The organism is Achromobacter sp., from assembly GCF_032102605.1.
Lineage (GTDB): Bacteria > Pseudomonadota > Gammaproteobacteria > Burkholderiales > Burkholderiaceae_B > Achromobacter.
The window spans coordinates 105415-126085 of sequence record NZ_DAMDGT010000001.1 but is presented as its reverse complement, the minus strand read 5'-3'; the positions used below and the strand labels follow the sequence as shown (position 1 = coordinate 126085).

24 protein-coding genes are annotated in these 20671 nt (G+C 64.8%); 2 read left to right on the top strand and 22 right to left on the bottom strand.

Annotated elements, in window-relative coordinates; genetic code table 11:
• Nucleotides 1-28 precede the first annotated feature (28 nt).
• From RT614_RS00620 to RT614_RS00560, 13 genes are all read right to left on the bottom strand, one after another.
• Entirely contained in the window at nucleotides 29-1942 is a 1914-nt protein-coding gene (locus RT614_RS00620; RefSeq protein WP_313619561.1) for a tail fiber domain-containing protein, read from the bottom strand.
• A 4-nt stretch (nucleotides 1943-1946) separates the two neighbouring features.
• The gene (locus RT614_RS00615) at nucleotides 1947-2408 is read right to left on the bottom strand and encodes a hypothetical protein (RefSeq protein ID WP_313619560.1); all 462 of its coding nucleotides are present in this window, start codon (nucleotides 2406-2408) and stop codon (nucleotides 1947-1949) included.
• 12 nt (nucleotides 2409-2420) lie between these two features.
• Entirely contained in the window at nucleotides 2421-2954 is a 534-nt protein-coding gene (locus RT614_RS00610) for a hypothetical protein (RefSeq protein ID WP_313619558.1), read from the bottom strand.
• A 1-nt stretch (nucleotide 2955) separates the two neighbouring features.
• Entirely contained in the window at nucleotides 2956-3345 is a 390-nt protein-coding gene (locus RT614_RS00605) for a hypothetical protein (RefSeq protein ID WP_313619556.1), read from the bottom strand.
• Between the two features lie 2 nt (nucleotides 3346-3347).
• On the bottom strand, nucleotides 3348-3989 hold the full coding sequence (locus tag RT614_RS00600; RefSeq protein WP_313619555.1) for a DUF6682 family protein: 642 nt from the start codon (nucleotides 3987-3989) through the stop codon (nucleotides 3348-3350).
• Entirely contained in the window at nucleotides 3986-4636 is a 651-nt protein-coding gene (locus RT614_RS00595) for a hypothetical protein (RefSeq protein WP_313619553.1), read from the bottom strand. Before RT614_RS00595 ends, RT614_RS00600 begins: the two co-directional genes overlap by 4 nt.
• Nucleotides 4636-5061 (bottom strand): hypothetical protein, encoded by a 426-nt coding sequence (locus RT614_RS00590; RefSeq protein WP_313619551.1) that lies wholly within the window; start codon nucleotides 5059-5061, stop codon nucleotides 4636-4638. The genes RT614_RS00595 and RT614_RS00590 overlap by 1 nt, the downstream gene beginning before the upstream one ends.
• Before the next feature lie 83 nt (nucleotides 5062-5144).
• Nucleotides 5145-5564, bottom strand: coding sequence for a hypothetical protein (locus RT614_RS00585; protein WP_313619550.1), 420 nt, complete (start codon nucleotides 5562-5564; stop codon nucleotides 5145-5147).
• A gap of 53 nt (nucleotides 5565-5617) precedes the next feature.
• Nucleotides 5618-6916 (bottom strand): DUF4043 family protein, encoded by a 1299-nt coding sequence (locus RT614_RS00580; RefSeq protein WP_313619548.1) that lies wholly within the window; start codon nucleotides 6914-6916, stop codon nucleotides 5618-5620.
• Between the two features lie 21 nt (nucleotides 6917-6937).
• A complete protein-coding gene (locus tag RT614_RS00575) occupies nucleotides 6938-7987 on the bottom strand; it encodes a hypothetical protein (protein WP_313619546.1) in 1050 nt (349 codons plus the stop codon).
• A gap of 119 nt (nucleotides 7988-8106) precedes the next feature.
• Nucleotides 8107-10383 (bottom strand): hypothetical protein, encoded by a 2277-nt coding sequence (locus RT614_RS00570; protein ID WP_313619545.1) that lies wholly within the window; start codon nucleotides 10381-10383, stop codon nucleotides 8107-8109.
• A complete protein-coding gene (locus RT614_RS00565; RefSeq protein WP_313619544.1) occupies nucleotides 10380-11786 on the bottom strand; it encodes a terminase large subunit domain-containing protein in 1407 nt (468 codons plus the stop codon). Before RT614_RS00565 ends, RT614_RS00570 begins: the two co-directional genes overlap by 4 nt.
• Nucleotides 11786-12478 (bottom strand): terminase small subunit, encoded by a 693-nt coding sequence (locus tag RT614_RS00560; RefSeq protein ID WP_313619542.1) that lies wholly within the window; start codon nucleotides 12476-12478, stop codon nucleotides 11786-11788. The genes RT614_RS00565 and RT614_RS00560 overlap by 1 nt, the downstream gene beginning before the upstream one ends.
• A 303-nt stretch (nucleotides 12479-12781) precedes the next feature.
• On the opposite strand from RT614_RS00560, the gene RT614_RS00555 reads away from it, so the two are divergent.
• Entirely contained in the window at nucleotides 12782-13246 is a 465-nt protein-coding gene (locus RT614_RS00555; protein WP_313619540.1) for a hypothetical protein, read from the top strand.
• Between the two features lie 94 nt (nucleotides 13247-13340).
• Here the strand turns inward: RT614_RS00555 and RT614_RS00550 are convergent, their stop codons facing one another.
• Genes RT614_RS00550 through RT614_RS00525 form a run of 6 tightly spaced genes read right to left on the bottom strand, consistent with a single transcriptional unit; the run spans nucleotide 13341 to nucleotide 17315 of the window.
• Entirely contained in the window at nucleotides 13341-14039 is a 699-nt protein-coding gene (locus RT614_RS00550) for a hypothetical protein (protein WP_313619538.1), read from the bottom strand.
• Complete coding sequence (locus RT614_RS00545; RefSeq protein ID WP_313619536.1) at nucleotides 14026-14622, bottom strand: hypothetical protein; 597 nt, start codon at nucleotides 14620-14622, stop codon at nucleotides 14026-14028. The genes RT614_RS00550 and RT614_RS00545 overlap by 14 nt, the downstream gene beginning before the upstream one ends.
• Nucleotides 14619-15110 (bottom strand): RusA family crossover junction endodeoxyribonuclease, encoded by a 492-nt coding sequence (locus tag RT614_RS00540; RefSeq protein WP_313619534.1) that lies wholly within the window; start codon nucleotides 15108-15110, stop codon nucleotides 14619-14621. Before RT614_RS00540 ends, RT614_RS00545 begins: the two co-directional genes overlap by 4 nt.
• Nucleotides 15107-15334, bottom strand: a complete 228-nt coding sequence (locus RT614_RS00535; protein ID WP_313619532.1) for a hypothetical protein — start codon at nucleotides 15332-15334, stop codon at nucleotides 15107-15109. The genes RT614_RS00540 and RT614_RS00535 overlap by 4 nt, the downstream gene beginning before the upstream one ends.
• Nucleotides 15331-16494: a DUF1376 domain-containing protein gene (locus RT614_RS00530; RefSeq protein ID WP_313619530.1), complete on the bottom strand. Its 1164-nt coding sequence runs from the start codon at nucleotides 16492-16494 to the stop codon at nucleotides 15331-15333. Before RT614_RS00530 ends, RT614_RS00535 begins: the two co-directional genes overlap by 4 nt.
• Nucleotides 16491-17315, bottom strand: a complete 825-nt coding sequence (locus RT614_RS00525) for a DNA adenine methylase (protein WP_313619528.1) — start codon at nucleotides 17313-17315, stop codon at nucleotides 16491-16493. Before RT614_RS00525 ends, RT614_RS00530 begins: the two co-directional genes overlap by 4 nt.
• Nucleotides 17316-17365: 50 nt before the next feature.
• Here RT614_RS00525 and RT614_RS00520 point away from each other — a divergent pair, with 50 nt between their 5' ends.
• Complete coding sequence (locus tag RT614_RS00520; RefSeq protein WP_313619526.1) at nucleotides 17366-17980, top strand: hypothetical protein; 615 nt, start codon at nucleotides 17366-17368, stop codon at nucleotides 17978-17980.
• 17 nt (nucleotides 17981-17997) lie between these two features.
• Here the strand turns inward: RT614_RS00520 and RT614_RS00515 are convergent, their stop codons facing one another.
• The 3 genes from RT614_RS00515 to RT614_RS00505 all read right to left on the bottom strand — a co-directional run bounded on the left by RT614_RS00515 (nucleotide 17998) and on the right by RT614_RS00505 (nucleotide 20618).
• Complete coding sequence (locus tag RT614_RS00515; protein WP_313619524.1) at nucleotides 17998-19818, bottom strand: DNA cytosine methyltransferase; 1821 nt, start codon at nucleotides 19816-19818, stop codon at nucleotides 17998-18000.
• 4 nt (nucleotides 19819-19822) lie between these two features.
• Nucleotides 19823-20053 (bottom strand): hypothetical protein, encoded by a 231-nt coding sequence (locus RT614_RS00510; protein ID WP_313619522.1) that lies wholly within the window; start codon nucleotides 20051-20053, stop codon nucleotides 19823-19825.
• 304 nt (nucleotides 20054-20357) lie between these two features.
• Nucleotides 20358-20618: a hypothetical protein gene (locus RT614_RS00505; protein ID WP_313619520.1), complete on the bottom strand. Its 261-nt coding sequence runs from the start codon at nucleotides 20616-20618 to the stop codon at nucleotides 20358-20360.
• Between the last annotated feature and the right edge of the window lie 53 nt (nucleotides 20619-20671).

Genomic DNA, 20671 nt, shown 5'->3' with positions numbered 1-20671 from the left:
ATGGACTGCCACTCATTCAAGACCGGCATCAGGCGTCCTGGTTTCCGCCCGATTCGGCAAGCCGCGCGGTCAATGCGTCAATCTGCCCCTGCATCGCCTGCACGGCCAGGACGAGATCGGGAACCAGCTTCGAATAGTCCACGCTCTGAGGCATGATCTGGTCCTCGAACCCCGGCATGGTAAACATGGCGTCCTTCTCGCCACTTACTGCGTTCGGGTGCGAGTCAGCCAATTCATGCGCAAGGACGCCCCGGTCCGGTCGGCCATCTGCCTTCCATATGAATTCTCGAATGCTCACACGAAGGATGCGAGCAAGTGCGTCGGCGCGGTTGGCGTCGCCCGTGACAGTCTTCAGCCGGTAGTCCGAGGATGTGTTGAACGCCGTGGCCGTGGCCGACGTAACGATGGATCCAACGAGACCGCCCCCCGAGTTCTGGAACGCAATGGCTGCGCCGTCGTTTGCCCGGGGGCACATAAGAAGCCCCCACTGGACTGACGCACCAGCAAAGCTGACACGGCTTTGCGCATTCGCGGCGACCGCCCCCACGTGCAGGCCTAGCGTCCACGAACCGTCGTTGTAGACGCGGCCACACTCCGTGGCGGCCGAAATAAAGCGGAGGGCGGAAAGCGCCGCGGCCGACCCGTGTCGGCTGAAAGTGATGTCCGCAAAGTTGGAGTTTCCGTCAACGCCCATCGCCAGAAATTTGCTGTTGGCATCAGCGGCACTTCGGTGGATCGTGTATGCGGCAACACCGCCAACAGGCGGCACGACGGGCAAGTAGGTGACCGAGGTGGACGGTTGACCTTGCCGGAAGCTTGTCGTGGTCGCAGTGTGCGCACCGTCGAAGTTGCCCAGAATGAATCGACCTCCCGGCATCAAGTTGAACGTAGTCCCGTCCCACAGCGTGTCAAGCTTGGACTTGGTGGACTGGAATGCGGCGTTCAACACACCGTAGTCCGTTGCAAGCTGCGCCAGGTCGGCGGAGCCAGGATTCTGCACAGTGCCGAACGCGTGCACAGTCCATACGCCCGTGACGTTCAGACCGCGGGTTTCGGTCGCCGTGCGTGCAACCAACGACGCGTCAAACGTGTAATTGACGACGTAATCACTGTAGCCAGGTCGGGGATCCGAATTGATAACGCGACCGGCACCCGCGCCCAAATTGAGCCGCACCGGTCCTTGAGGGTTAGCGCCGTTTGGGTCGTAAGCGAGACGACCCAGCAGTGCTCCCCAGCCTGCATCGAAGGTGCCTGCAATGTTCTGGAGCGCATCCCGTTGAATCTGGCCGGCGATGCCGGTTGACAACGTGCCATCGCCGCGTCGGAAAACGGCGCCCAGGGAGCCGGCCGATTTGCCGTTGAAGTCAGGCAAACGAATCGTGGTGGACCCGTCGCCCAACGTGTAGCAGCCGCGCTTTGATGGATCCGCGAGCCAGTCCGCTTCGGTCACGATGGGCAGAGTGCCCGCCAGTACCATCGCCGTCAGATCCGGAGCGATCGCACGCGAAATCGTCTGACCATCAAGTGGGAATTGACCGGCCGGAACGCTCGCTCGCAGCGGCCACCAATCGGGAGTTCCAACGCGCTGACCGGACTGCATCCGATAGCCCCCGCCGGCGGCATCCCATTCTGCGTATCCCTTTCCGACGATACAGATTGGCCCAACGTCCTGCGTGGGCACCTCGTCCGCTTGGAAGACGGCAAGCGAATTGCGAAGCAGGCGCTGTTCGTTAATCCAAGCATCATTGGCTCCATTCCGACGCCGAAGCCAACCCGTGCCTGTGTCCGCCCACCGCATGAACGGAAGCACGTGCGCACCATCCAGACCCGCTGGGTCCACGGATCCCGAGAAATCCGTGGCGACATTGACGAAATTGTCGTCGACCTCACCCCAGGTGAGCAGCCGCGCAAGGTTGCGGCGAAGCGTAAATAGACGGGCCATTTCGTTATCCGCGCTGGTTGGCGAGCGTCCAGTTGATGGTGAAAATGTCCTCGGGCTCTTTGTTCTTCACCCCGAATACCGACCGGTTCGTCAGAATGCCGCCCACGGGGTCATTGAACAGGCCTGCCTCGGTCACTGGCCCAGAGCCGACGCCTTCGCCAAAGGTCGCCGAGTACAAGCGTTGAGCGCCAGAACCCGAGATTGTCACGGCCACACGGCTGCCCGGGATCTCCGACACCAGCGCCTGGTCGGTCCCCGCCGCGGGCGCGGCACCGATGCCGAGAGCCATATGGGAGATGACGTCGAGGCCTTCGCCAGCGGCTCTCGCGGCAAGGTAGGCCAGGCCGTCGTCGGTGAACAGGTTCTTAATCAGGAAGCGCTCGATTTTCCCCGTGCGCCCGCGATAGGCGATGATTTCGAGATCGCCGCGGCACAAGGCGCCGGAGTTGTTCTGCATGTTGCTCATGGATAGGTCCTTTCAGAAGGAAGTGGCATCGCCCACGTAATCGTCGGCGTAGTCAAGGGCATAGTTCTGCAGCACGACCTGGCCGAAGTCATGCGCTGCGGCCGCATCGCGGCGTTCGCGTGCCAACGCCAACGCCAGAACATCGACAGCCACCGCCGCGTCAAATCGAATGCTGCGGATTTGTTGGTGTATCCAATCCGTCGACGCACCGACCGACCGCTGCACGAAGGCAAGTTCGAACACGTCACGCGCGCCCGTGACATCGCGGTGGCCGAAGGCCACGCCGGCACCGACCACGTCCGTAGCAGCCGCAGCATCACGGCGCTGCCCGACCACACCTACGCCGTGCCAATCGACGGCTGCCGCCAGATCCTGGCGGTTGAGCGTCCGAACCAGGTTGAAGTACTCGGCTGCCAGCCCCATGTCCCGGAGGATGGGATTCAGGCCCAACGGATCGGTCACGGCGTCCACCCGGGCCACCACCGTGCCCGAGGCGTCGACGGTCGCGGCGACGATCTCGTGTTCGATGTGTACTGGGCCGGTCACGCTAGAACTGCTCCCGGACCTGGAATTTCAGGATGGCGAAGGCGGTCTGGATTCGTCCGTCGGGAAATATCACCTCCACCTCCCCCTCGAACTCGCCGGCGGTATCCAACGCAGTCTCCGACCAGTCCATCGCTAGGCGGCCGCCCCGGCCCGCCACGTCATACGGAGGTCGGAAGTCCACCTCTCCCGATTCGGGGTCCACGTAGCCCGCAATCGGAAAACAGGGCATCGTGTCCTTGACAGCGTCGGCGCCTACCTCGCGGAACAGCATGCGTGCCGTGGTGCCGGGCGTAGAAAGATCGATCGCCTGCCGCGTGCGCTGGTCGGTCAGCGACAACTGTAGTTGTGGGGCGGTGTCCCCCTGCACCAGGCGGATTTTGGTTGTAGCCATCGCTATTTCTGCTCGTTGGGGCTGGTCATCGCCTTCGCGGTGACGTCGCCGGTCAGGGTGGAGTGGCACGCGGCCAGGTGCTGCGCCGCACGCTGGTGGAACGCGGGGACGGTGTCGGCTTCCTTCAGGAAGGCCCGGTACAGGACGTAATCCAACAGGGCCGGCGCATACTCGCCTTCCGGCGCCAGGTCCTGATTACCCATGTCCTTGGTCACGGCGGCGGGCAGCTTGGCGTACGACAGTTCGATGACCACTCCGGCACGCGCGGGCGGGTACACCTCAAACTGGCCGGGACTGCGTTCGTCGTACAGGAAGTGGCGGATCTCCTGGGCCGGTGCCAGGCTGCGCCAGTTGGGCCGCACGCGGCCGAGCGCGCCGGCGTCCGCCACCGTCACAGCTCGCTGCCGCTTGGCGGATATGTTTCGCGGCACATCGAACAGCAGCCGAGCACCGCTCGGTAATTTCTGCCGCGCACCCTCGGCGCAGGTGAAGTCCTCAGACGCCTCGAAGATATCGGGGCGCAGCCTGTACGCCTCTAGGCGGGCGTCGCTCAGCCACTTCGGCAGCTCGTCGTCCTCCCAATACACGGCGTCCGCGTCCTGCAAGATCGTCCGCGCGCGGTCCAGCACATCGGCCACTTTCATCGGAATTCGTCTCCACCCGTGCGCATGCGCCGCTTGGCAAACCCGCGGGCACCCTCATCCGCCAGGGCGCTGCATATCTGATCGAAGGCGGTTAGATAGGCGGCCGCTCGGCCCGAGTCTGCATACCCGGCCTTGTGCTGGTGCAGGCGCGCCAGCGCACCGCTGGCCAGCTGCTCGGCGTAGCGGTTGAGCAGCACGTCGGGCAAATCGCGCGAGGTGCGCGTCGGTGCGTACGCGACTTCCAGGCGCAGCGCTCTTGGCGCCTTGACCGACACCGCCGGCACCAGCTGGACGAAGCCAGGCAGGCGGCAATAGAAGCGGCTCACCTCAGCCGTCGTACCAACCTGGCGCCAAGCCCATCCCGCCGGGAACAACTCCTCGAGTTCGGGCCGGGTCGCCGGGTCAATCTGGCCCTCGGGAAGCCAGGCGCCGGTGACATCGACAATCTGCGTGTCCGCCTCGGGCGCATCCAGCTCGTATTCGGTCGTGCCCGGAACCAGCGTCAGCGGGTCCAGAAAGGCGCGCAGCAAACGCGTGCGTGTGCAGAATTCGACGGCAGCATCCAGGATGGCATCCTCAACCGCCGGGGCCGGCGCGCCTTCCACCAGCGGCAGCACGAACCGCTCGAAGTCTGCGAGGGCAGCCATTAGGTGGGCTCACCCGCCGCGCGGGAGTTGGCCAGGCTGACGATCTGCTGGATCATTTCGTCCTTCTTCAGGGCGCCGTCCAGCTGATGGTTGAATTGCCCCAGGGCGAACGTCTGGAGGTCTTCCTTTTTCATGCCCTGCAGGTTCGGCATATTGAACGGGGGGACCTGGCTTTGCTCGGCCGACCGCGGGGCGCCGGCGTGTTGCTGGGTCGTGAGGACCAGGCCGACGCTGGCCGGGTTGTCTTCCGCCTCGTCCCAGGCTTCGCGCCAGACGTCCTTGTAGGGCGTCAGCTTGATGGCGATCAGCGGCGGCACAAAGTGAATCTGCCCGCGCTCCCACACCAGACCGGTGCCCGCCACCGTGTCTTTCTTCTGAGCCTTCGACCCGATGTACATGATCGGGATCGGATTGTCCTGTTCCATGGGGAACTCCAAAAAATGGGGCCAGACGGTCACCCGCCCGGCCCCGAACGCCGCTTGGTGCGGCGAGACAGCCCGAAATGGGCTTAGGCGACGCCGACCATCTGACCGTTGACCACGGCCGTCAGCTGCGGCGTGCCGGTGACTGCCGCACCGCTGATCGTCGCGACCAACTTGACCGGGCGCTTGAACAGGATGGGATGGGCCTTGGAGTCCACATTGCCCGCCGTGGCGATATCGGCGCCCGCGAGCCAGGCGTCCGGGTCGGCGAGCGGGCCGTCAGAGGCGTCGTAGGGCTCGAAGCCCAGATCAACCTTGACGCCCGCGCCGGCCGCGTCGGCAACCAAGCGCAGCGCGGTCACAACGACGCCAGCGGGGATGACGCCCAGGTACACCTTGTCGCCCACAGCTGCGGCGTTGCGATAGCCGTAGGTTTCCACCCAGGCATTGCCGAAGGCCTGCGTGTGCAGAGGCTTCGCGTTGTAGTCGGGAGAGTAGCGATCCATGAATTTCTCCAGTTCCACCGGAGCAGGCGGCCTTCCCGGCCGCCCGCCACCGATCAGGTGTTGAGGTTGACGACGGTGTCGAGCACCATCACGCCGTGGTCCGTCGGGATCTTGTTGCCGCGCGCGTCGGGAACGGAGAAGCGCAGCTTGGCCTTGCCGCACATGACTTCACCCGCCACTTCGAGATTGCGCTCGAAGTTGTAGCGGTTCTCCATCCAGTTGGCGTAGGTGTCGGAGCCCTGGTTCTTACCGTAGACGTGGGCAAGTGCCTGCGCGCCCAGCAGCATGCCGCGATCGACGCTGTAGCCCGGCTGGAGGGTCGGGATCGTGACGGAGGCCTCAGCGGCGGTGGCCTGGCCGGCCTGGGTGCAGTACTGGACCGAATCGCCCGGGTTCAGGCGGATGGCGCGGTCCATCTTGCGCACCAGGATGTTGTGCCAGATGCCGGCCTCGCCCGTGAACAGGGGGTGCTTCTTAGGGCCGGTGAATGACGACGCACGGTTCCAGGCATTCTGCAGGAACGTGCGCCATTGCAGGCTGTTGGCCGCGGTGTTGGTCAGGATGCTCTGCCACATGCGGTTCGTGACCAGCAACAGGTACAGCGGCTCGTCGTCGGCAGCGGCGTCGCCCGCGATCTTGATCGGCTGGAGCTTGAACTCCATGTCGTCGATGATCGCGCCCAGGTGGTCCAGGTGCTCCAGCTTGAACGTGTCCGTGGTGTCGATCGAGCCCAGGCCCTGGCCGCCCTGCACCAGCGACGTACCATCGGCCACCCAGTGGCGGTTGTAGGTCGGCGCCTTGACGGGGTTGATCATGATTTCGCCGAAATCCGGATCGCTCGCCATGGGCACCACCCAGTCCGTGCCCACTTGCGAACCACGCGTGCCCGCCAGGTGCACGATCGTGGACTGGTCGTTGAAGCGGCGGAACCAGCCCTGCAGGTTCGCCATCGCCAGGCCGCGCAGGTTGTGCACGGTTCGCTGCTGGGTCATCTTGCCGCCAGCATCCACCACCTTCGTGGCCAGGTCGATGCGGATGTCCATGCTGGACATATCCAGGCGCTCGCCTTTGCCCTCGGCCTGCTTGTCGCCCATGATGGGCTTGCCGCCGGTCTGGTTGATGAGGTCGACGCTGACCTGATCGCCCTGCGACTTCGTCAGGTCGGTCACGCGGACCAAGGGCATATCCGGGCTGGTCTGGCCTTTCAGCTTCGCCTCGGCCGCCGACTGCTTCGGCGCCGCGCCGGTCAAGTTGTTCATCAGCGAGGGCTGACGTTGGGTGTTGGCAAACAGCGCCGCGCCGAAAACCTTGCGCGCGAGCGGCGAGCCAACGGGAACAGTAGTTTGGGACATATTGCCTCCAGTTCGTGGGATTTACGAAGAGAGGCGCGCCAGCTGCGCTTCGATTTCGTCCGGCGACAGATTCATGAAATGGTCCGTCAGGGCGCTGCCCGACAAGGCCGTCATTGCGTCGGTCGCGGACGCGGCGGCCGGCTGGCCGCCCGGGATATCGGAAAGCGTGGAAGGCCCCGATGCTTCGGCGGTCGCTTTCGCGACTGCGCTCGCAACGCGTGCGGCTTGATCGGCTGGCTGCTGCCCCGGCGGGGCCTTGGCCTGGTCGGGCAGCTCGATCTCGCCGTTTTCGGCTTCGTACATACGAAGCGCAGCACCGAACCGCTTCTCGAGCGGCTTGTCCTTCCATGCAGGCTTGGCGCGCAGCATGGTGTCGATGGCGGCGACTTCGTTGAATTCGGCCGGGGCGGTGGCACGGAGGTGGGCAAGCTTGGGAATGGACACGATGGTGTCCTCGACGGACACCAGCGCTTGCACCTGCAGCTCACGCCGCGCGGTTTCCGCTTCCTCGGCGGCGGGCCGGCCGGCGTCCACCTGGTCGCTCAGGCGCTTGGCCAAGGCGATCAGGTTGTCCATCCGGTTGGCGACGTCGGGAGCTTCTTCGCGCAGCTGTTCCAACAGCTGCTCGTCGACGATCTCATTCAGATCGAGCGACTTGGTCGCCTTGCCCTGTTGGGCGGCGGCCTGGTCCAGTTCCAGCTTCGCGGTCAGATCCCGCACCATCTGCTCAGCGCGGATAGCGCGCTCGCGCTCCTGCTGCAGCACTTGGTACGGGATGACGTGCTTGCCGTCCTTCGCCTGCACAACGGCGTCGCCCTGCTGCGGCGCAGCGGCGGCCTCATGTTGCGTCCCGTCCTCACTGGTGCCGGGCGCTGCACCGCTGATATCGCCCTGGGGTTTGCCGCCAGCATTCGCCGCGGCGTCATCGTCGGACGTCGTCGTGCCGGCGCCTGTGGTGGCTTCCTGCCCACCTACCAGCGCCGCCAGCGCGTCATCCGACAAGCTGAGGGGGTCGCGCAAGACCGCATCGAGGTTTTCGATGGGATTGTCCGTCGTGTTTTCCGTGCTCATCTCTTCCTGCTCCTAGTTCTCGGATAGGTCCGTGGGTTGAAACGAAAAAGCCCCCGACGATTGCTCGGCGGGGGCCTGTGGTTGCCCGTGTCCCTGGGCTGGGAATTCGAATCAGTGCGCTATGCGGTCGTTGGCTGGCGAGTGCCCAGCCGTGCCAGGACCTGGTCGACCTCGTCGGTCAGCTGCTGGAACCGCTCTTGCATCTGTGCGCCGCCGGTCTGCGCCTCGGCGCGGATGCGCGCCCGCTCTGTCTCGGCGTCTTCATGCATAGCGGTCTGCTGCAGGCGGGTCTGCAATTCGGCTGTGCGGTCGGCCAACTGCTGGCGCAGCGCCTGCATTTCGCTTTCGTAGCGCGCCAGCACGCCGTCCACCTGGCCCACCGTGTCGGCGTCCCCCGCCGCTCCCGCTTCCCGGCGGATGCGCTCGGCCTCTGCCAGCAGCTTTTCGGTGCGGGCCTGCCGCTCGGCGATCTTGGATTGCGCGTCTTGCATTGCCGCCTCGGCTTGAGCGTTCGCGGCCTGGGCGGCCTGCTCCTGGGCCGCCTGGGCCTCCGGTGAGTTCGGATCGGCCTGGATGCCCAGCTGCGCGCGAAGGAACGCCGCCATTTCCTTGCGCTTGCCGAAGTCAGACATTTCGAGCGCGAAGGGAATCAGCAGCGCCTGCATGTTTGGCGGCATGGATTTCAGGATTTCCGAGAACGCTGCGAACTGCTGAGCGCGGTAGGTGGGCGTGCTCGGCACGTCAGACAGCGCGACCTTGACCGGCGCCGTCTGCACGTCGTTCTCCTTATAGGCCTCCCCGGTGACGGGATCCTTGCGAGGGATGTTCACCACCACCTTGCGTTTGACCGTCCCGTTGTCCACCAGGATTTCCGCCTGGTTGGTCATGTCCTCTTTGATCAGATCCAGCAGCGCGTTGCCCACGCCGCGACGGGCCACCCGGTAGTTGTCGTTGATCTTGGCCAGCGTGGTGACGCCCTGCTCTACCAGCGACTGGATGGCCAGGCCGGAGCTGGCGTTGGACTGCTGGCCCATCATGGCCGCGTACACGCCGGCAGCCTCCTGGATCGCTTGCTTGCGCTCCTGCATGATCTGGAACTGCTGCTGGGACAACTCGAAGTTGCTTTCGACCTTGATGTTGCCCTTGGCCGCCCTGGGATTGGTCACGATGAAGGCGTCCGCGCGGCCCAGCTCACGGTTGGCATCGCTCATCGTGTTGTACTTCTCGTCCAGGGCGTCCGAGTCGATGAACGTACGGCGGCTGTTGAGCAGCCACATCATGCGAGCGGCGCGGGCGTTGACCTCGTCCTGGGGCGACAGCATCGCCCGGATGATCCCGTAGGGCACACCCGTCAGGTCCTCCCGGTAGCCGAAGAACGGGATGTACGGAAACGTGCGGCGGTTGGAGCCCCGGTCCAGTACGCGGATCGGGCCGATGTGAAAGGCGCAGCGGATCTTGTCGAAGACGGCCAGCTTGGGCTGAACGGCGCCCGACGCGACCAGCGCGCGATGAACCTGGTTCTGCTCGTTGAACTCAAGTGTGCGTCCGCCGGGCAGCACCAGCACCAGGCCGCGCACCCAGACCCGGTACCAGACCTCAAAGCACGTCACCACGCGGCGCTCAACGTCGCGCCAGTCCAGGTCATCCCAGGTCGTGCGCGTGCCCTGCCCGAGGGAATTGAAGAAGTCCGCGGACATGCGGGCTTCGTTCGTCAGGTGATCCGTCCAGTCCCGCCAGTTGGAGGCGGCCAAGATCATTTCCCGGTGCTCAGGAAAGAACGCGGCGATGTGGTCGGCGTCGTACCGCTTCTTGCGCACGACGTACCGCGCGTCGCTCCAGTCCAGGGCGCGGCTGCGCCAATCCCAATAAATCTCCGACCGCGGCACGCTCGTAACGCGGTACGGGTAGTTGAACGGGTTGCTGTTGCGCGAGACCTCCACGACTCCAAAGCCGGCCTTGATCTGGCTGGCGTACGCGTCCGACGTGGCCGTATCCGCCTGGGCTTCGCGTTCCGTCTCGTGCATCTTGGCCGAAAGCGCCTCGGCGACGTCCTGGTACCGGTCATCGTCGGCGCCCACGCGCCAGTCGGTTCTGGTCTTGGCCTCCATGCCAAGCACGGCGTTCACCGTGGGTTGGATGAGATTGGTGACCAACGGGCCCAAGCCCTTCTCGTCCAGGCGCGCCAGCGTCTCCGCATCGAGCTGGTTGCCGTCGTAGTAGTCGCAGGCCTTGTCCGCCTCGCGGCGCCAGCTGGGCTGATCGCGGATCTCGTCCAGCCAGCGCTCAAGCTGGGACACGGACAGCGCGCCGGGTTCGGCCGGCGCCTGATCGCGGGCGTGCGCAGTCGCGCCGTCGCTGCCATCGAGGAGGCGAAAGCCGGTAACGGAAGTGTTCATGCGCGCCAGGATTCCCGGTGTCGTTTGAAGTTTGAGGGCACGTTGTTGACTGCGAAGCGCAGGGACATCACGCCGTAGCGCGATGCGGATATGACGTCGTCGTCGATCTTCACGATGGCGCCGTCCTTGCGGTGATAGGTGCGGTACTCGGAAAGCCACAATTCCAGGTGCGAAAACACCTTGAACCGGCCGGTCATCATTCGGTCCAGCATGATCTGGATGCCGGCTTCCACGCCGTTCGAACCATCCTCGAACTGTGCGCGCTCGGGCAGCATCGCCACTTCCTGCGCCAGGTACGCATCCCGCATCGGAATGCCGGTGTCCTTCTGCGCCTGCAGGGCATCATGCGGCCATGCAACCGGGATCCACTTGCCGCGGGCCTTGATCGCGCTGGCATGCACGGACACCGGCTGCTTTCTCTCGGCGTAGACGTCGTACACGTAGACGATATCGGCGTCCAGGTTGTGGGCCAGCCAGGCGCCGGCCGTGGGGTGATCCCAGCCAAGATCCAGGCCGCAGATGCGTGGCCAGCTGTCTGGGATGTTGAACGGCGGCACCACGATGCTGGATTCCGGCACCGGGAAAACCGCGCCGGAGCCCAGGACCGGCTTGCCGTAGGCGCGCGCCTCCCGCTCGTGGTCCGGGTAGCTGGCCAGGATCGCGTCGGCCTGCTCGCGGGTGTAGTGCTCGGCATCGTAGATGCCCATGAACACCACGACCGTGCCGGTGTGCTTGTCGATCAGGAACCGCTTCACCGTCGCCGACATGCCCATCAGGGGCGTGAAGGTCATGTACACCGGGCCCAGCGTGGTGTTGGTCCGGGTGATGGCCTCCATGTAGATGTCGTGCGGCGGCTCCTCGTCCAGCCATACGAAATCGAGCGTTTCCGCCTGGAACTTCGCCCGGCCCTGCTCGTAGTTCCGGAAGCCCAGCACGCTCTCGCCGGCCTGCACGTCGCCGCCGCCGCCGTGGCGCACCACGATTATGGACACCGCGCCCGGCACACCCGCAAGCGGCGCCACTTCCTTGATGGCATCGGCCGGGATGGCGCCCGTGCCGCGATCGCTCTCGACCCCGGGTCGGCCCAACAACAGGCGCTGCATACCGTCCCGCGTCAGCGCCGCAGAGACCGAGGCCGCCCAGCCGGCCGTGGGCTTCTGGAAAACCTTGCCTTCCCACCAGTCCGGATAGCGCCCGGTCAAGTGCATGGCCGTCTCGTACGCGCCCGAGTACGTCTTGCCTAGCTGGTTGCCGGCGGAAAAAAGGCGCTCGCGGTATGCGGCGCCCTGTGCGTGGAACTCCCTCTGTTTCACGTAAGGCCGGTAGTACTTGAGCCGGTTGCGCTTGGCGCGCCAGGCGCGCTCCTGCAACGCCCTGGCCAGCATCAACCGCGGATTCGACATCAGTGCATCGTGGGCCCGGTGCCGGCGCCTGCCGCGCGCAGCTGGGCAAGGACCTTTTCTACCGGGACGCCTTCGGCCTGAGCGATTTCCTGTGCCGCCTGCGCGATCGCCGCATCCAGCTCGGCGTCGGATTTTTTGTCCAGATCGCCCACGCGCAGCTCCTTGCGCTCCACGAACATTCCCAGGTGACGCCCGATCAGCTCCAGGTTGGGCGTTTTGGGTGCCAGCTTGAGCGTGAAGTTGCCGTTGCGGTCCCAGGACCAGCCAATGACGCAGCGCCGCACTTGCTCCGGCAGCAGCTTCAGGTCGCGCGGGCTGGTGATGTCGCGGACCGTGCCGTCGGCCTCGGTCACGACCAAGTCGGCCGGGTCGTAAAAGCCCATTGCCACCCATTCCGCGAGGACCCGCTTGGCGGTGACCTCCAGCTGTGCCGAAAGCTTGTCGCGCATGGCCTGCACCGCAGCCGCAACGTTAGCCTGGTTCAACAAGCGCGACGCGCCGCTAACCGCTGCCGCACCCCTTGCCCGATAAGCCGCCTCGTACGCCTTCGTCTGGTTCGTGAAGCCACCGGCGGCGAACTCATCCACGAAGCGCCGCTGCTGCGGCGACAACGGGCTATCCGCAGACACCACGCGGCGAGCGGCGGTCGAAAGGGCACGTTTCGACCGCGCAGACTTCTTCGATGTCTTCATAGCTCAATAATGGAGAAAAAGGCGCAACGCAATACACTCGCGGATTATCTTGTCCTGAGAAAAGTGAACGTGAACCTAGATGACGTTGAAGATAAAACGCGGCGGAACCTAATGGCCTACTGCACCGCGATCATCGCTTCCACAGTATTCGACCTATCAATCACGCATAATGTGTTGGGCATATCCCTGACAAGCAATGCTCCTCCATGGGTAGGTCTTGCGTGCCTAGGCGCAGTGTTGGGGTATTTACTTGTCCGCTTCGCGCTGTCCCCAAAGGTCGCGAAGGCATACGCGGAATGGCTTATGGACCATCGCCAGAAAGTGGCCCAACAACAACTGCATTTTGTGTCGAAGGAACTTCGAGCTGCGATTTTCCTTAAAGCGCCACCGAAAGGATTGAAAATCACAAGCAACCAACTGCCGCCCACTCATACCGTGCTCGCAGACGACCCAACACCGCTGATCGAGTGGCGGGACGAAAGAAGTGGCATCTTTTTGGGGTCCTGGGCAACCGCTGTCGAAAACTCGCGGGAAGGGGCGGTATGGACCGATGTGGTTCACAAACCGGTCTATTTCAAACTCTCAAAGACGCGACAATTCGTCTACGCCTGGCAACTCGTGCAGGCGCGCTACCGATTGGATTGGCCTTCGTTGGAGTTGGGATTTCCCATCCTGATGACGTTCGCCGCCGCGGGGTGCCTTGCCTGGAAGACATACACCGCCTACCCCTGCTTCGGCTTGATAGGCATGATTCGCTGCAGCATGTGAACAAAAAACCCCGCTCGGCTTGCCGGCGGGGCTTTAGACGCACTGAGCACCAGTGACAGAATGACGCGGATTTTGCGGGTCCAATCCGCAATTGTCAACCGGCGGCAACCAACTCGCCCACGATTTCGGCTTGGCGCAGCACGGCCTCTACCTGCTCCATCGCCCTCGCCTCCTCGCCCTTCTTCCCTTCGTCGTACTCGCCGCGCCCTTTGCGCACCAGGCGGGCACCGCGCAACCACAGCGTAATTTTCCCGTTTTGGTCGGTGACGGTGCGCTCGCTTATCCCGGCCTTGCTGGCCAGGTCCGCCAGCACGATGCGCGGCCGGTTCGCCTTGGTGGCGAAGTACCGCATCACAAGCCCATCACGGACGACGCGGTGCACGAGGTGCCCCGCCAGCACGCCGGCGCCCATGGCTGCATCCGAGACGATTCGTACGGACTGCAGCCATTCGGCGTTCCAGACGGCGCTGTGGCAGCACGGGCACGGTGTGGTCTGCGGCAGAAATGCGGCCTCGACGATCCGCTGGTGCAGCGGCGACAGCGCTTGCAGTTCACGCAGAATGAAGCCCGCCTGTGCTGCGCCGTCGACGCCAGCCAGGCCGCGGCCGGTGCGCGGCGTGCGGTCGGCCATCTTCACCATGGCCGGCCGGTCCAGCGTGCCGCTGGAGTAGTTGAAGGCGTACGTGAGCGCCTGGTGGGCACCCTTGAATAGCGGTTCGGACACTGTGCGCTCCTGGCAATCGAGAAAAATTCGTGCGCCGGCCTGCCGGGCCAGCTGGTCATTCCTGGTCATGAAACCCGCCGTTGCGAGGGCTGCGCGCACCTGCCAGGCTCTGCACCGGCGGCTGGGCCTGGCCGACGCGCTCCAGGTTCAGGCCGAGACGCGACGCGAAGGACAGCGGCTTGCGAGCCGGCGCGCCTTTGACGATTTCGACGTCGCCGCGGTAGCCGGCGATCGCGCGGGAAACTTCGTCCTCAGTCTTTGGCGCTGCGGGCGGCGTGGGGGGCACCGGAGGCTGCGCTTTGGGCTGCGCATCCGCGATCGAAGCGGTCAGCCACCGGCTGTACGCATCGGCAGGCGAGGCAGCCGCACGCGCCACCTGTCCGCAACTGCACTCCCACAGTCCCGATGCAGCCTTGCGCAGGCGCGGACGAACCGCGAACGGCTCGGCTCGCCGGGGGGGTTCCAGGGGGACAGTCGGGGCCACGCCACGTTGGCGCCGGGCCGGCGGCTCACCGCGCTGCCGGCGCTGCTCGGCCTGCACTATTTGCCAGACTCGCTCCGGAGTGATGCCGAACTCCAGGCCCAGATCCGAAGGACGCTCACCAGCCAGCCGTCGGCGCGTGATTTCGGCATTGCGTTCGCGTGTGCTCATGCTGCCGCCTCCGCACCGAACAGAATGGCCTGCGGGTTGTGGGCCAGCAGCGACGTCACGGTCACTTCCAGACGCGCGCCCTGCTCGTCTGGCTCAGCGCGACGAGCGTGAATTTCTCGGACCCAGGCATCATCGAGAAACACCACGTCCTTGAGGCTGTCCATGACAACTTTCTGCGTGTTGTCCAGGTCCAGACATTGAACGGAGTCGTCCCAAGCGGCACCCATCTTGCGCTGACGCGTTTTCCAGTCCTGCGGCCGATTCGGGTACAGAACGAAATCCACTCGCACTCGACCCGGGATCGGCTGGCGAATGCCGCAGACCCTGGCCAACTCCGCGACTTCGGCCTTGTAGTTCTTGGCCTCTGGCGTCACGTAAGTCGTGGTGAACGACTTGCCGCCGCCGCGCGGCTTGACCGTCCTGCTCGCCCAGTAGCGGTTGGCGCTGATCGGATACGGCAGCACGAGGCTGTGAGATTGCGTGGTCATCGGGCTCCCTCGCTGCGCAGCTCGCGCAGCCATTGGATACGCGCCGCGGTCTTGTCCGCCGGCGCAGGTTCATGGTTCCGGCATTGCCGGGGAAACGCCGGGCTCACAAACGTGCCCGGCCGGTCGGTCATGTCGAGGCACCGGCCCAAGCCTTGCGCGGCCATGCCGGCGTGGTGGCGCAGCGAGAAGCGCTCGCAGGCAACGCACTGCACGGTGGCCGTCATGTGCGCACCCCGTAGTCGGCCAGCAGTCGGGCGCGATCGGATTCGGTCAGGCCTGCAGCCGCATGCACTCGCGCTTTGAACGCGGGGAAGATTTCGCCCGGGTCCTGCGCGATGCCCAGCTCCTCGCCCTTGGCAGTGATTCCCGACGCGGTCGTGGCCCAGGCCAGTGGATCCGTCGCCGCGGCCTGCCGTGGCTTGCCGTTCACGGCACTCTCGCCCTTTGGCGGGTTCAGCACCTTCGCGACGAAGACGTCCAGGAAGCCGGGCGTAATGGGCCCAGCGTCGCTGGTGGCCTGGCGGTCCAGCACGGCCAGGTCATAGGCCTCGGCCAGCTGCAGGCCGGTGGCGCCGGCCTCGACCCAGGCCGCAATCCGCGGGTCGCTGCCGTTCGTGCCGCGTGGCTGCTTTCCTCGAGCTTGCTCCTTGCGGCGCAGCCAGACAGCCACCGCCACAGCCCTTTCCTCCAGGGTCTTGTCGGAATCGAGCGGCGGCGGCGTGGACGCGGCTTCGCCAGCGGGTGCGCGCGCGAGAGACGCCGCCGCTGCTTCTTTTTCTTTTAAATACTGTCCCTGTCCCTCTCCCTGTCCCTTGGAGTGCGTTTCCCGAGGGACATCCGGGGGGTGTCCCAATGGACCGTTAGGCCTTTCCTTGGGGACATCGGCACCTGTCCCTCGGACGAACAGGGGTTGTCCCTGGGGACAACCGAGAGACAGCCATTCATCTAGGTCAGGGACAGGATGGCTGGTTTCGTGTCGCTGGTTGTGCTTCTTGATCCGGGCGCATTCGGTTTTCCAGCGCTGGACCATCTTGGCGCGCCAAGCCTCGACCGCCTTCTCAGCGACGACGGGGTGATACAGTCGACCATCCGCACATTTCACCCAGCCCCGCAGCGCGCCTTCACGATGACGCATCCATTCTTTCGCGACACGGCCAAAGCCAGCTAACTGCGCCAGGACGTCGTTGTCGTCCGGCAGGCTCGCGGCCGGTACCTGGTGCCAAGACGCGCACCACAGGAGCACGGCACAACGGAAGGCCTCACCGTCTGCCTTCACTGCAAGGTCACTGTCGCGCAACCGCAGGACGTCCAGGGGCATGAACGCGAAATCCCGCAGATCGCAGTCCCGGGGAGTGAGAGGGTCGGGCAACTGCAACACAGTCATGTGCCCTCCGTTGAAAAAAGTGTCCCCCTCGGGATGGAAGGCGACAACCACAAGGATTCGATGCGCGGCCGAGCGCCATCCGCGTGCGACCGGCCGTCGATGCGCGTCCAGCCGGCGTAGAGGCGGTCGTAGAGATCGCAGCGGTATCCGCTCAGCACGACCAGACCGGATAGACCATGCAAGACGCCGGCCAGCTCCTCGTGCTGTTCGTCGGTTAGCTCATGCCGATACGAATGCGCCCTGGTGCGGAATGAGCGTGTCGAATGGACATAAGGCGGATCGACGTAGTGCAACGTCTCTGGGCCATCGTGGCGGGTCATGCAGTCGATGGCGTCGCGGTTTTCGATCACCACGCCGCGCAGCCGTTGGATGGCAAGGCGCAGGCAATCTGGGTAGCTCATCCAGTCATGCGCAGGCGTTGTGCCAGACCTATTACTGTTTGATCGAAACCCGCTGGACTGCCCAGTGACAGCTGCGGACCCGAAGCCCGAGAAGCTACGAAAAACCGTCCGCCTGGCCTGTTCCAGAGGGTCATCGGCGGGATCGTAGGCAGCGTCGAACTCCGCCCGGGCGAAGGGCGTGAGTTCGCAAGCGCGCGCCAGGCGCTCGCCGTCGTCGCGTGCTACGCGGAACAGATTCACGATTTCGCCGTCCAGATCGTTGTAGACCTCGGCGTACGCACGCGGCTTGCGCAAAAGGACGCTGGCGCCGCCCGCGAAGGGTTCGACATAGACTCGGTGTGGCGGCAGGTGCTGGATGATCCAGGGAGCCAACCGCCATTTGCCGCCGTGGTAGCGGATTAAGGGGCGTTTCGGAAGCATTCCCGCCCCTTCATTGAGCTACGATGGTGCTCCGCGTGAGGAGACGGCCAATGAAAAAACCCGCGATATTCGTGCTGCTGGCCCTCGGCCTTGGCGGCCTCGGATTTCTCGCCGCCGTGGGGGCCTTTGCCATCATGTTCGCGCCAAGTACGACGACGTTCGCTCCGGTGACGAGCGCCGATGCGGCGGCTTGGATTCAAGCAGCTGCGGCCACTTTGGCTATCTTGGCCAGCGCGGGAATCGCCATTTTTGTCCAGACGAGGGAACATCGCGTCGTCAAAAGACAATCCGCCGAAGTCGCTGCACAGATCGCCCACTATGCGCAGTTTGTGCTTCAAAGCGTGCGTGATCGACTTAGCACCCGGCAACACATCTACGACATTGCGGAAGGCAATGTGTACTTTGACCGGTCGGTGCTGGACGACCTGCTGCACATCCTCTCCGACGTTTCCCTGCAGGACGTGCGAGACGCGGTGATCACGAAGCAGCTGATCATTCTTCGCGGCACTGTTCGGCAGCTCAAAGAGAACGTAACCACGCTGCTGCAGCAACATCGCGAACTGGACGGCCACGACTACACGGAGTTCTTTCGAATTTCGAAGGCGGCCGCCGATTCGGCCGAGGACGTGTACGTAAAGATCGGCGCGCGCGCCAAAGTTCTCTAAGTCTGTAGGGCGCCTTTTCATGCGGCCTCCCCTCCGCGCACAGCCAGCGCGGTCGCGATCGGCCGCACCCAAATCGGAGTGGACGACAGCTGGAATGTTTCGCCGGTGCGCGACAGTAGGATGGCGCGCCCGATTTCCTCAGCCATAGCCGTCGCGGCCTTTTTCGGAACGGCATTGCCGATGCGCTCGCGATGCGCGCTGTCGCTGGCGCCGTCCATTTGGAAGGGGTCGCCGCGGCCCTCTGCCTCCGCGAAGTCGTCCGGGTCATAGAGGCTTTGCAGGGCGGCGAGCTCGAGCGTGGTGAACGGGCGATGCCAGGTGCCATCCTCAGACACGATCCGGCAAACCAGCTTGTCTGTCGCGGCCGGCAGGGAGCGCGGGTCAGCCACAGACCAAGTCCCGTTATCGTGGCAAGCCGATGCCGATACGGCGCCGACGTGTTTGTCCCAGGCGGCCACGCCGTAATGCCCCGCCGTCAGATAGTGATCGCCACGCTCGCGCGCTAGCCCTGGGCGCGGATCGGCCACGGAATAAGCGCCGTTCGCATTGCCGGCAATGACCGCATGCGCATGCGCGCTCCAGCGCGCGGTGTGATACTTGCCGTGCAGCTTGCTTGCGTCTAGACCGCCCCGAGGGTCCGCAACGCATTGACCAGTGCCGTGAGCACCCGTGACGGCGCGCGCCGCGGCGTCATAGCGCACGATGCGGAATTCGTTGCTGTGCTTGGCGGGCCCGTGGTGGCGCGGGTCCGCAACGGTATAGGCGCCCTGCCCGGGACCTTGCTGGCCCGCGATCGCCCCAGTCGACGCATCCCACCGCCGCACGCCGTAGGCCTGGCCGTCTTTCCACGCGGCCGACGGATCAAAGCGAGGATCCGCCACAGAGAAAGCGCCATTCAAGGGAAAGCTGCGACCGGCGATCACGCCAACGCTGTCCTGCATGCCGTGCACGCCTAGGGCGCCGCGGTGCATGTCCGGCACCAGGAGGTAATCCAGCAGGTAGCCGTCCTGGACTGTCAGGCGGTTCAGGCTTCGCCAGTCGCTGCCCGCCTCCACGAACGCCAATCGCACCCAAGTTTTCCAACTCAGGTTCGGAATTCGGTGCATCGGGCCCGCGCGCAGGTCGCCCGGCAGGTGCATGCGGCCCAGAATCTCGCCAACCGCGCGCAGCGGACGTTTGGGCGGCTCGTAGATGAACGCCGGCACCTTATCCGCGTGGCGCGCGACCATGAGGAAGCGCTTGCGGCTCTGCGCCAGGCCGCCCAGCTCGCCGCAGTCGTGGGTCGTCTCGCGCACCACGTAGCCGTAATGGCGCAACAGCTGGACGATCTGATCCAGGAAGTGACGACCGCGCGAGGCGATGCGCGGCACATTCTCGAACAAGATCACCTCGACGGGGTCGTCCTTCCAAGCCTCCAGCGCCAGCCAGATGCCGCGCAGCGTCAGCTCGTTGAGCGCCTGATACTTGGCGGTCAGGCTGCGCGAATGCGACAACAGACCGGAAAAGCCTTTGCACGGCGCCGACAGGAAAAGAATGTGCGGACGGCGGCCGCCTGCAGCTGCCCGGATATCGTCCGGCATGGCCTCGGCCCAACCGTCCGGGGGCTGCTGCCCATGGAATGCGGTGTACTGCTGGCGACTGAACAGGTCGCGCACCGTGCAACGTACGCCGGTGAAGCGAAAGAAGTCCGCGGCGCCGGCGGCGTCCACGTCAATCCCGCCCAAGCAGACCATGCGCCCGGACAGTCCCGGGATCTCCGGCCGCGCGTCTTGCATGCCTGCCGCGCCAACGCCCGCGCCGGAAAACAGGTGGAAATGGTTGATGTCAGAGAGGGCCATAGCGTCACGCCACCGGATTGGCGCGTGCGCGCACGTAGCCCAGCGCGCCAAACGCATGCTGCTCGAGCACCGCGCGGGCGTATTCGGCCTTGTTCTTGCCGCTGACCGTGGCCAGCGCCGCGATCGCGTCGTACAGGTCGCTGGTGCAGGGAATATCCAGGCGCTCAGTGCATTTGCCGGCCGCGGAGGTTTCGGCGGGCCGCGATTCGAGAGAGTGCAGGACGGGGTTGGTCATGGGATTCCTATCGGAAGTTGTTCGGCTTGGCCCCGCTCGGCGCGGTGGGCAGAATGCCGACATGGACATAGATCAAGGGGAAAGATCCAAACGGTTGGGCATGAAACCAACGCGTCTGCTTTCGTCGACGTTTCGCACGGCGATCACCGCCAAATCCGGTGTGCCGGCCAAGTCGGCGCCAGGCCAGGCCGGTACGGAGCACGACGCGCGGGCGCGGGCGAATGCGAAACGGCTAGCGGCCACAGGCGCCATTTCCATAGCGCCGAGCATCTGTCGCCTGGAAGCAATGGCCGGCACCGAAAACTCAGGCATGGCCCGGAACTTGCTCCGCGCGGGTCAACTCACGTTGGTCGGACTGCTCCGCCGCAGCAGTGTTGTCCTTACGTTCGAAGTAGTCGTACAGGGCTTGAACAGTTTGGATACGAGGGTTCTTCACTTCCCCGTATCGAAGCTTGCGCACCGTGCTCTCAGGAACGCCGGAGCCCTCAGCGACGTTGTGCAGATCGGGAAATCGAACGGCGCTCAGGCGTGCGAGGACCGCAGCAAGGAATGTCGGATGGTTCATGCGCCGCATTTTCAACCCATATTTGGGTTGCGTCAACCCGCAAATGGTCTGCC

Coding starts and splice junctions, on each gene's coding strand:
- RT614_RS00600 (WP_313619555.1), bottom strand. CDS start 3,989: ATGAAAGTGGCCGATGTGCTGGACCGCGCGCGGACGATCTTGCAGGAC.
- RT614_RS00535 (WP_313619532.1), bottom strand. CDS start 15,334: ATGACGGCCACCGTGCAGTGCGTTGCCTGCGAGCGCTTCTCGCTGCGC.
- RT614_RS00585 (WP_313619550.1), bottom strand. CDS start 5,564: ATGGATCGCTACTCTCCCGACTACAACGCGAAGCCTCTGCACACGCAG.
- RT614_RS00560 (WP_313619542.1), bottom strand. CDS start 12,478: ATGAAGACATCGAAGAAGTCTGCGCGGTCGAAACGTGCCCTTTCGACC.
- RT614_RS00575 (WP_313619546.1), bottom strand. CDS start 7,987: ATGAGCACGGAAAACACGACGGACAATCCCATCGAAAACCTCGATGCG.
- RT614_RS00510 (WP_313619522.1), bottom strand. CDS start 20,053: ATGACCAACCCCGTCCTGCACTCTCTCGAATCGCGGCCCGCCGAAACC.
- RT614_RS00595 (WP_313619553.1), bottom strand. CDS start 4,636: ATGGCTGCCCTCGCAGACTTCGAGCGGTTCGTGCTGCCGCTGGTGGAA.
- RT614_RS00555 (WP_313619540.1), top strand. CDS start 12,782: ATGGACCATCGCCAGAAAGTGGCCCAACAACAACTGCATTTTGTGTCG.
- RT614_RS00590 (WP_313619551.1), bottom strand. CDS start 5,061: ATGGAACAGGACAATCCGATCCCGATCATGTACATCGGGTCGAAGGCT.
- RT614_RS00525 (WP_313619528.1), bottom strand. CDS start 17,315: ATGCTTCCGAAACGCCCCTTAATCCGCTACCACGGCGGCAAATGGCGG.
- RT614_RS00550 (WP_313619538.1), bottom strand. CDS start 14,039: ATGACCAGGAATGACCAGCTGGCCCGGCAGGCCGGCGCACGAATTTTT.
- RT614_RS00530 (WP_313619530.1), bottom strand. CDS start 16,494: ATGACTGTGTTGCAGTTGCCCGACCCTCTCACTCCCCGGGACTGCGAT.
- RT614_RS00615 (WP_313619560.1), bottom strand. CDS start 2,408: ATGAGCAACATGCAGAACAACTCCGGCGCCTTGTGCCGCGGCGATCTC.
- RT614_RS00540 (WP_313619534.1), bottom strand. CDS start 15,110: ATGACCACGCAATCTCACAGCCTCGTGCTGCCGTATCCGATCAGCGCC.
- RT614_RS00505 (WP_313619520.1), bottom strand. CDS start 20,618: ATGAACCATCCGACATTCCTTGCTGCGGTCCTCGCACGCCTGAGCGCC.
- RT614_RS00515 (WP_313619524.1), bottom strand. CDS start 19,818: ATGGCCCTCTCTGACATCAACCATTTCCACCTGTTTTCCGGCGCGGGC.
- RT614_RS00620 (WP_313619561.1), bottom strand. CDS start 1,942: ATGGCCCGTCTATTTACGCTTCGCCGCAACCTTGCGCGGCTGCTCACC.
- RT614_RS00545 (WP_313619536.1), bottom strand. CDS start 14,622: ATGAGCACACGCGAACGCAATGCCGAAATCACGCGCCGACGGCTGGCT.
- RT614_RS00565 (WP_313619544.1), bottom strand. CDS start 11,786: ATGTCGAATCCGCGGTTGATGCTGGCCAGGGCGTTGCAGGAGCGCGCC.
- RT614_RS00570 (WP_313619545.1), bottom strand. CDS start 10,383: ATGAACACTTCCGTTACCGGCTTTCGCCTCCTCGATGGCAGCGACGGC.
- RT614_RS00605 (WP_313619556.1), bottom strand. CDS start 3,345: ATGGCTACAACCAAAATCCGCCTGGTGCAGGGGGACACCGCCCCACAA.
- RT614_RS00520 (WP_313619526.1), top strand. CDS start 17,366: ATGAAAAAACCCGCGATATTCGTGCTGCTGGCCCTCGGCCTTGGCGGC.
- RT614_RS00580 (WP_313619548.1), bottom strand. CDS start 6,916: ATGTCCCAAACTACTGTTCCCGTTGGCTCGCCGCTCGCGCGCAAGGTT.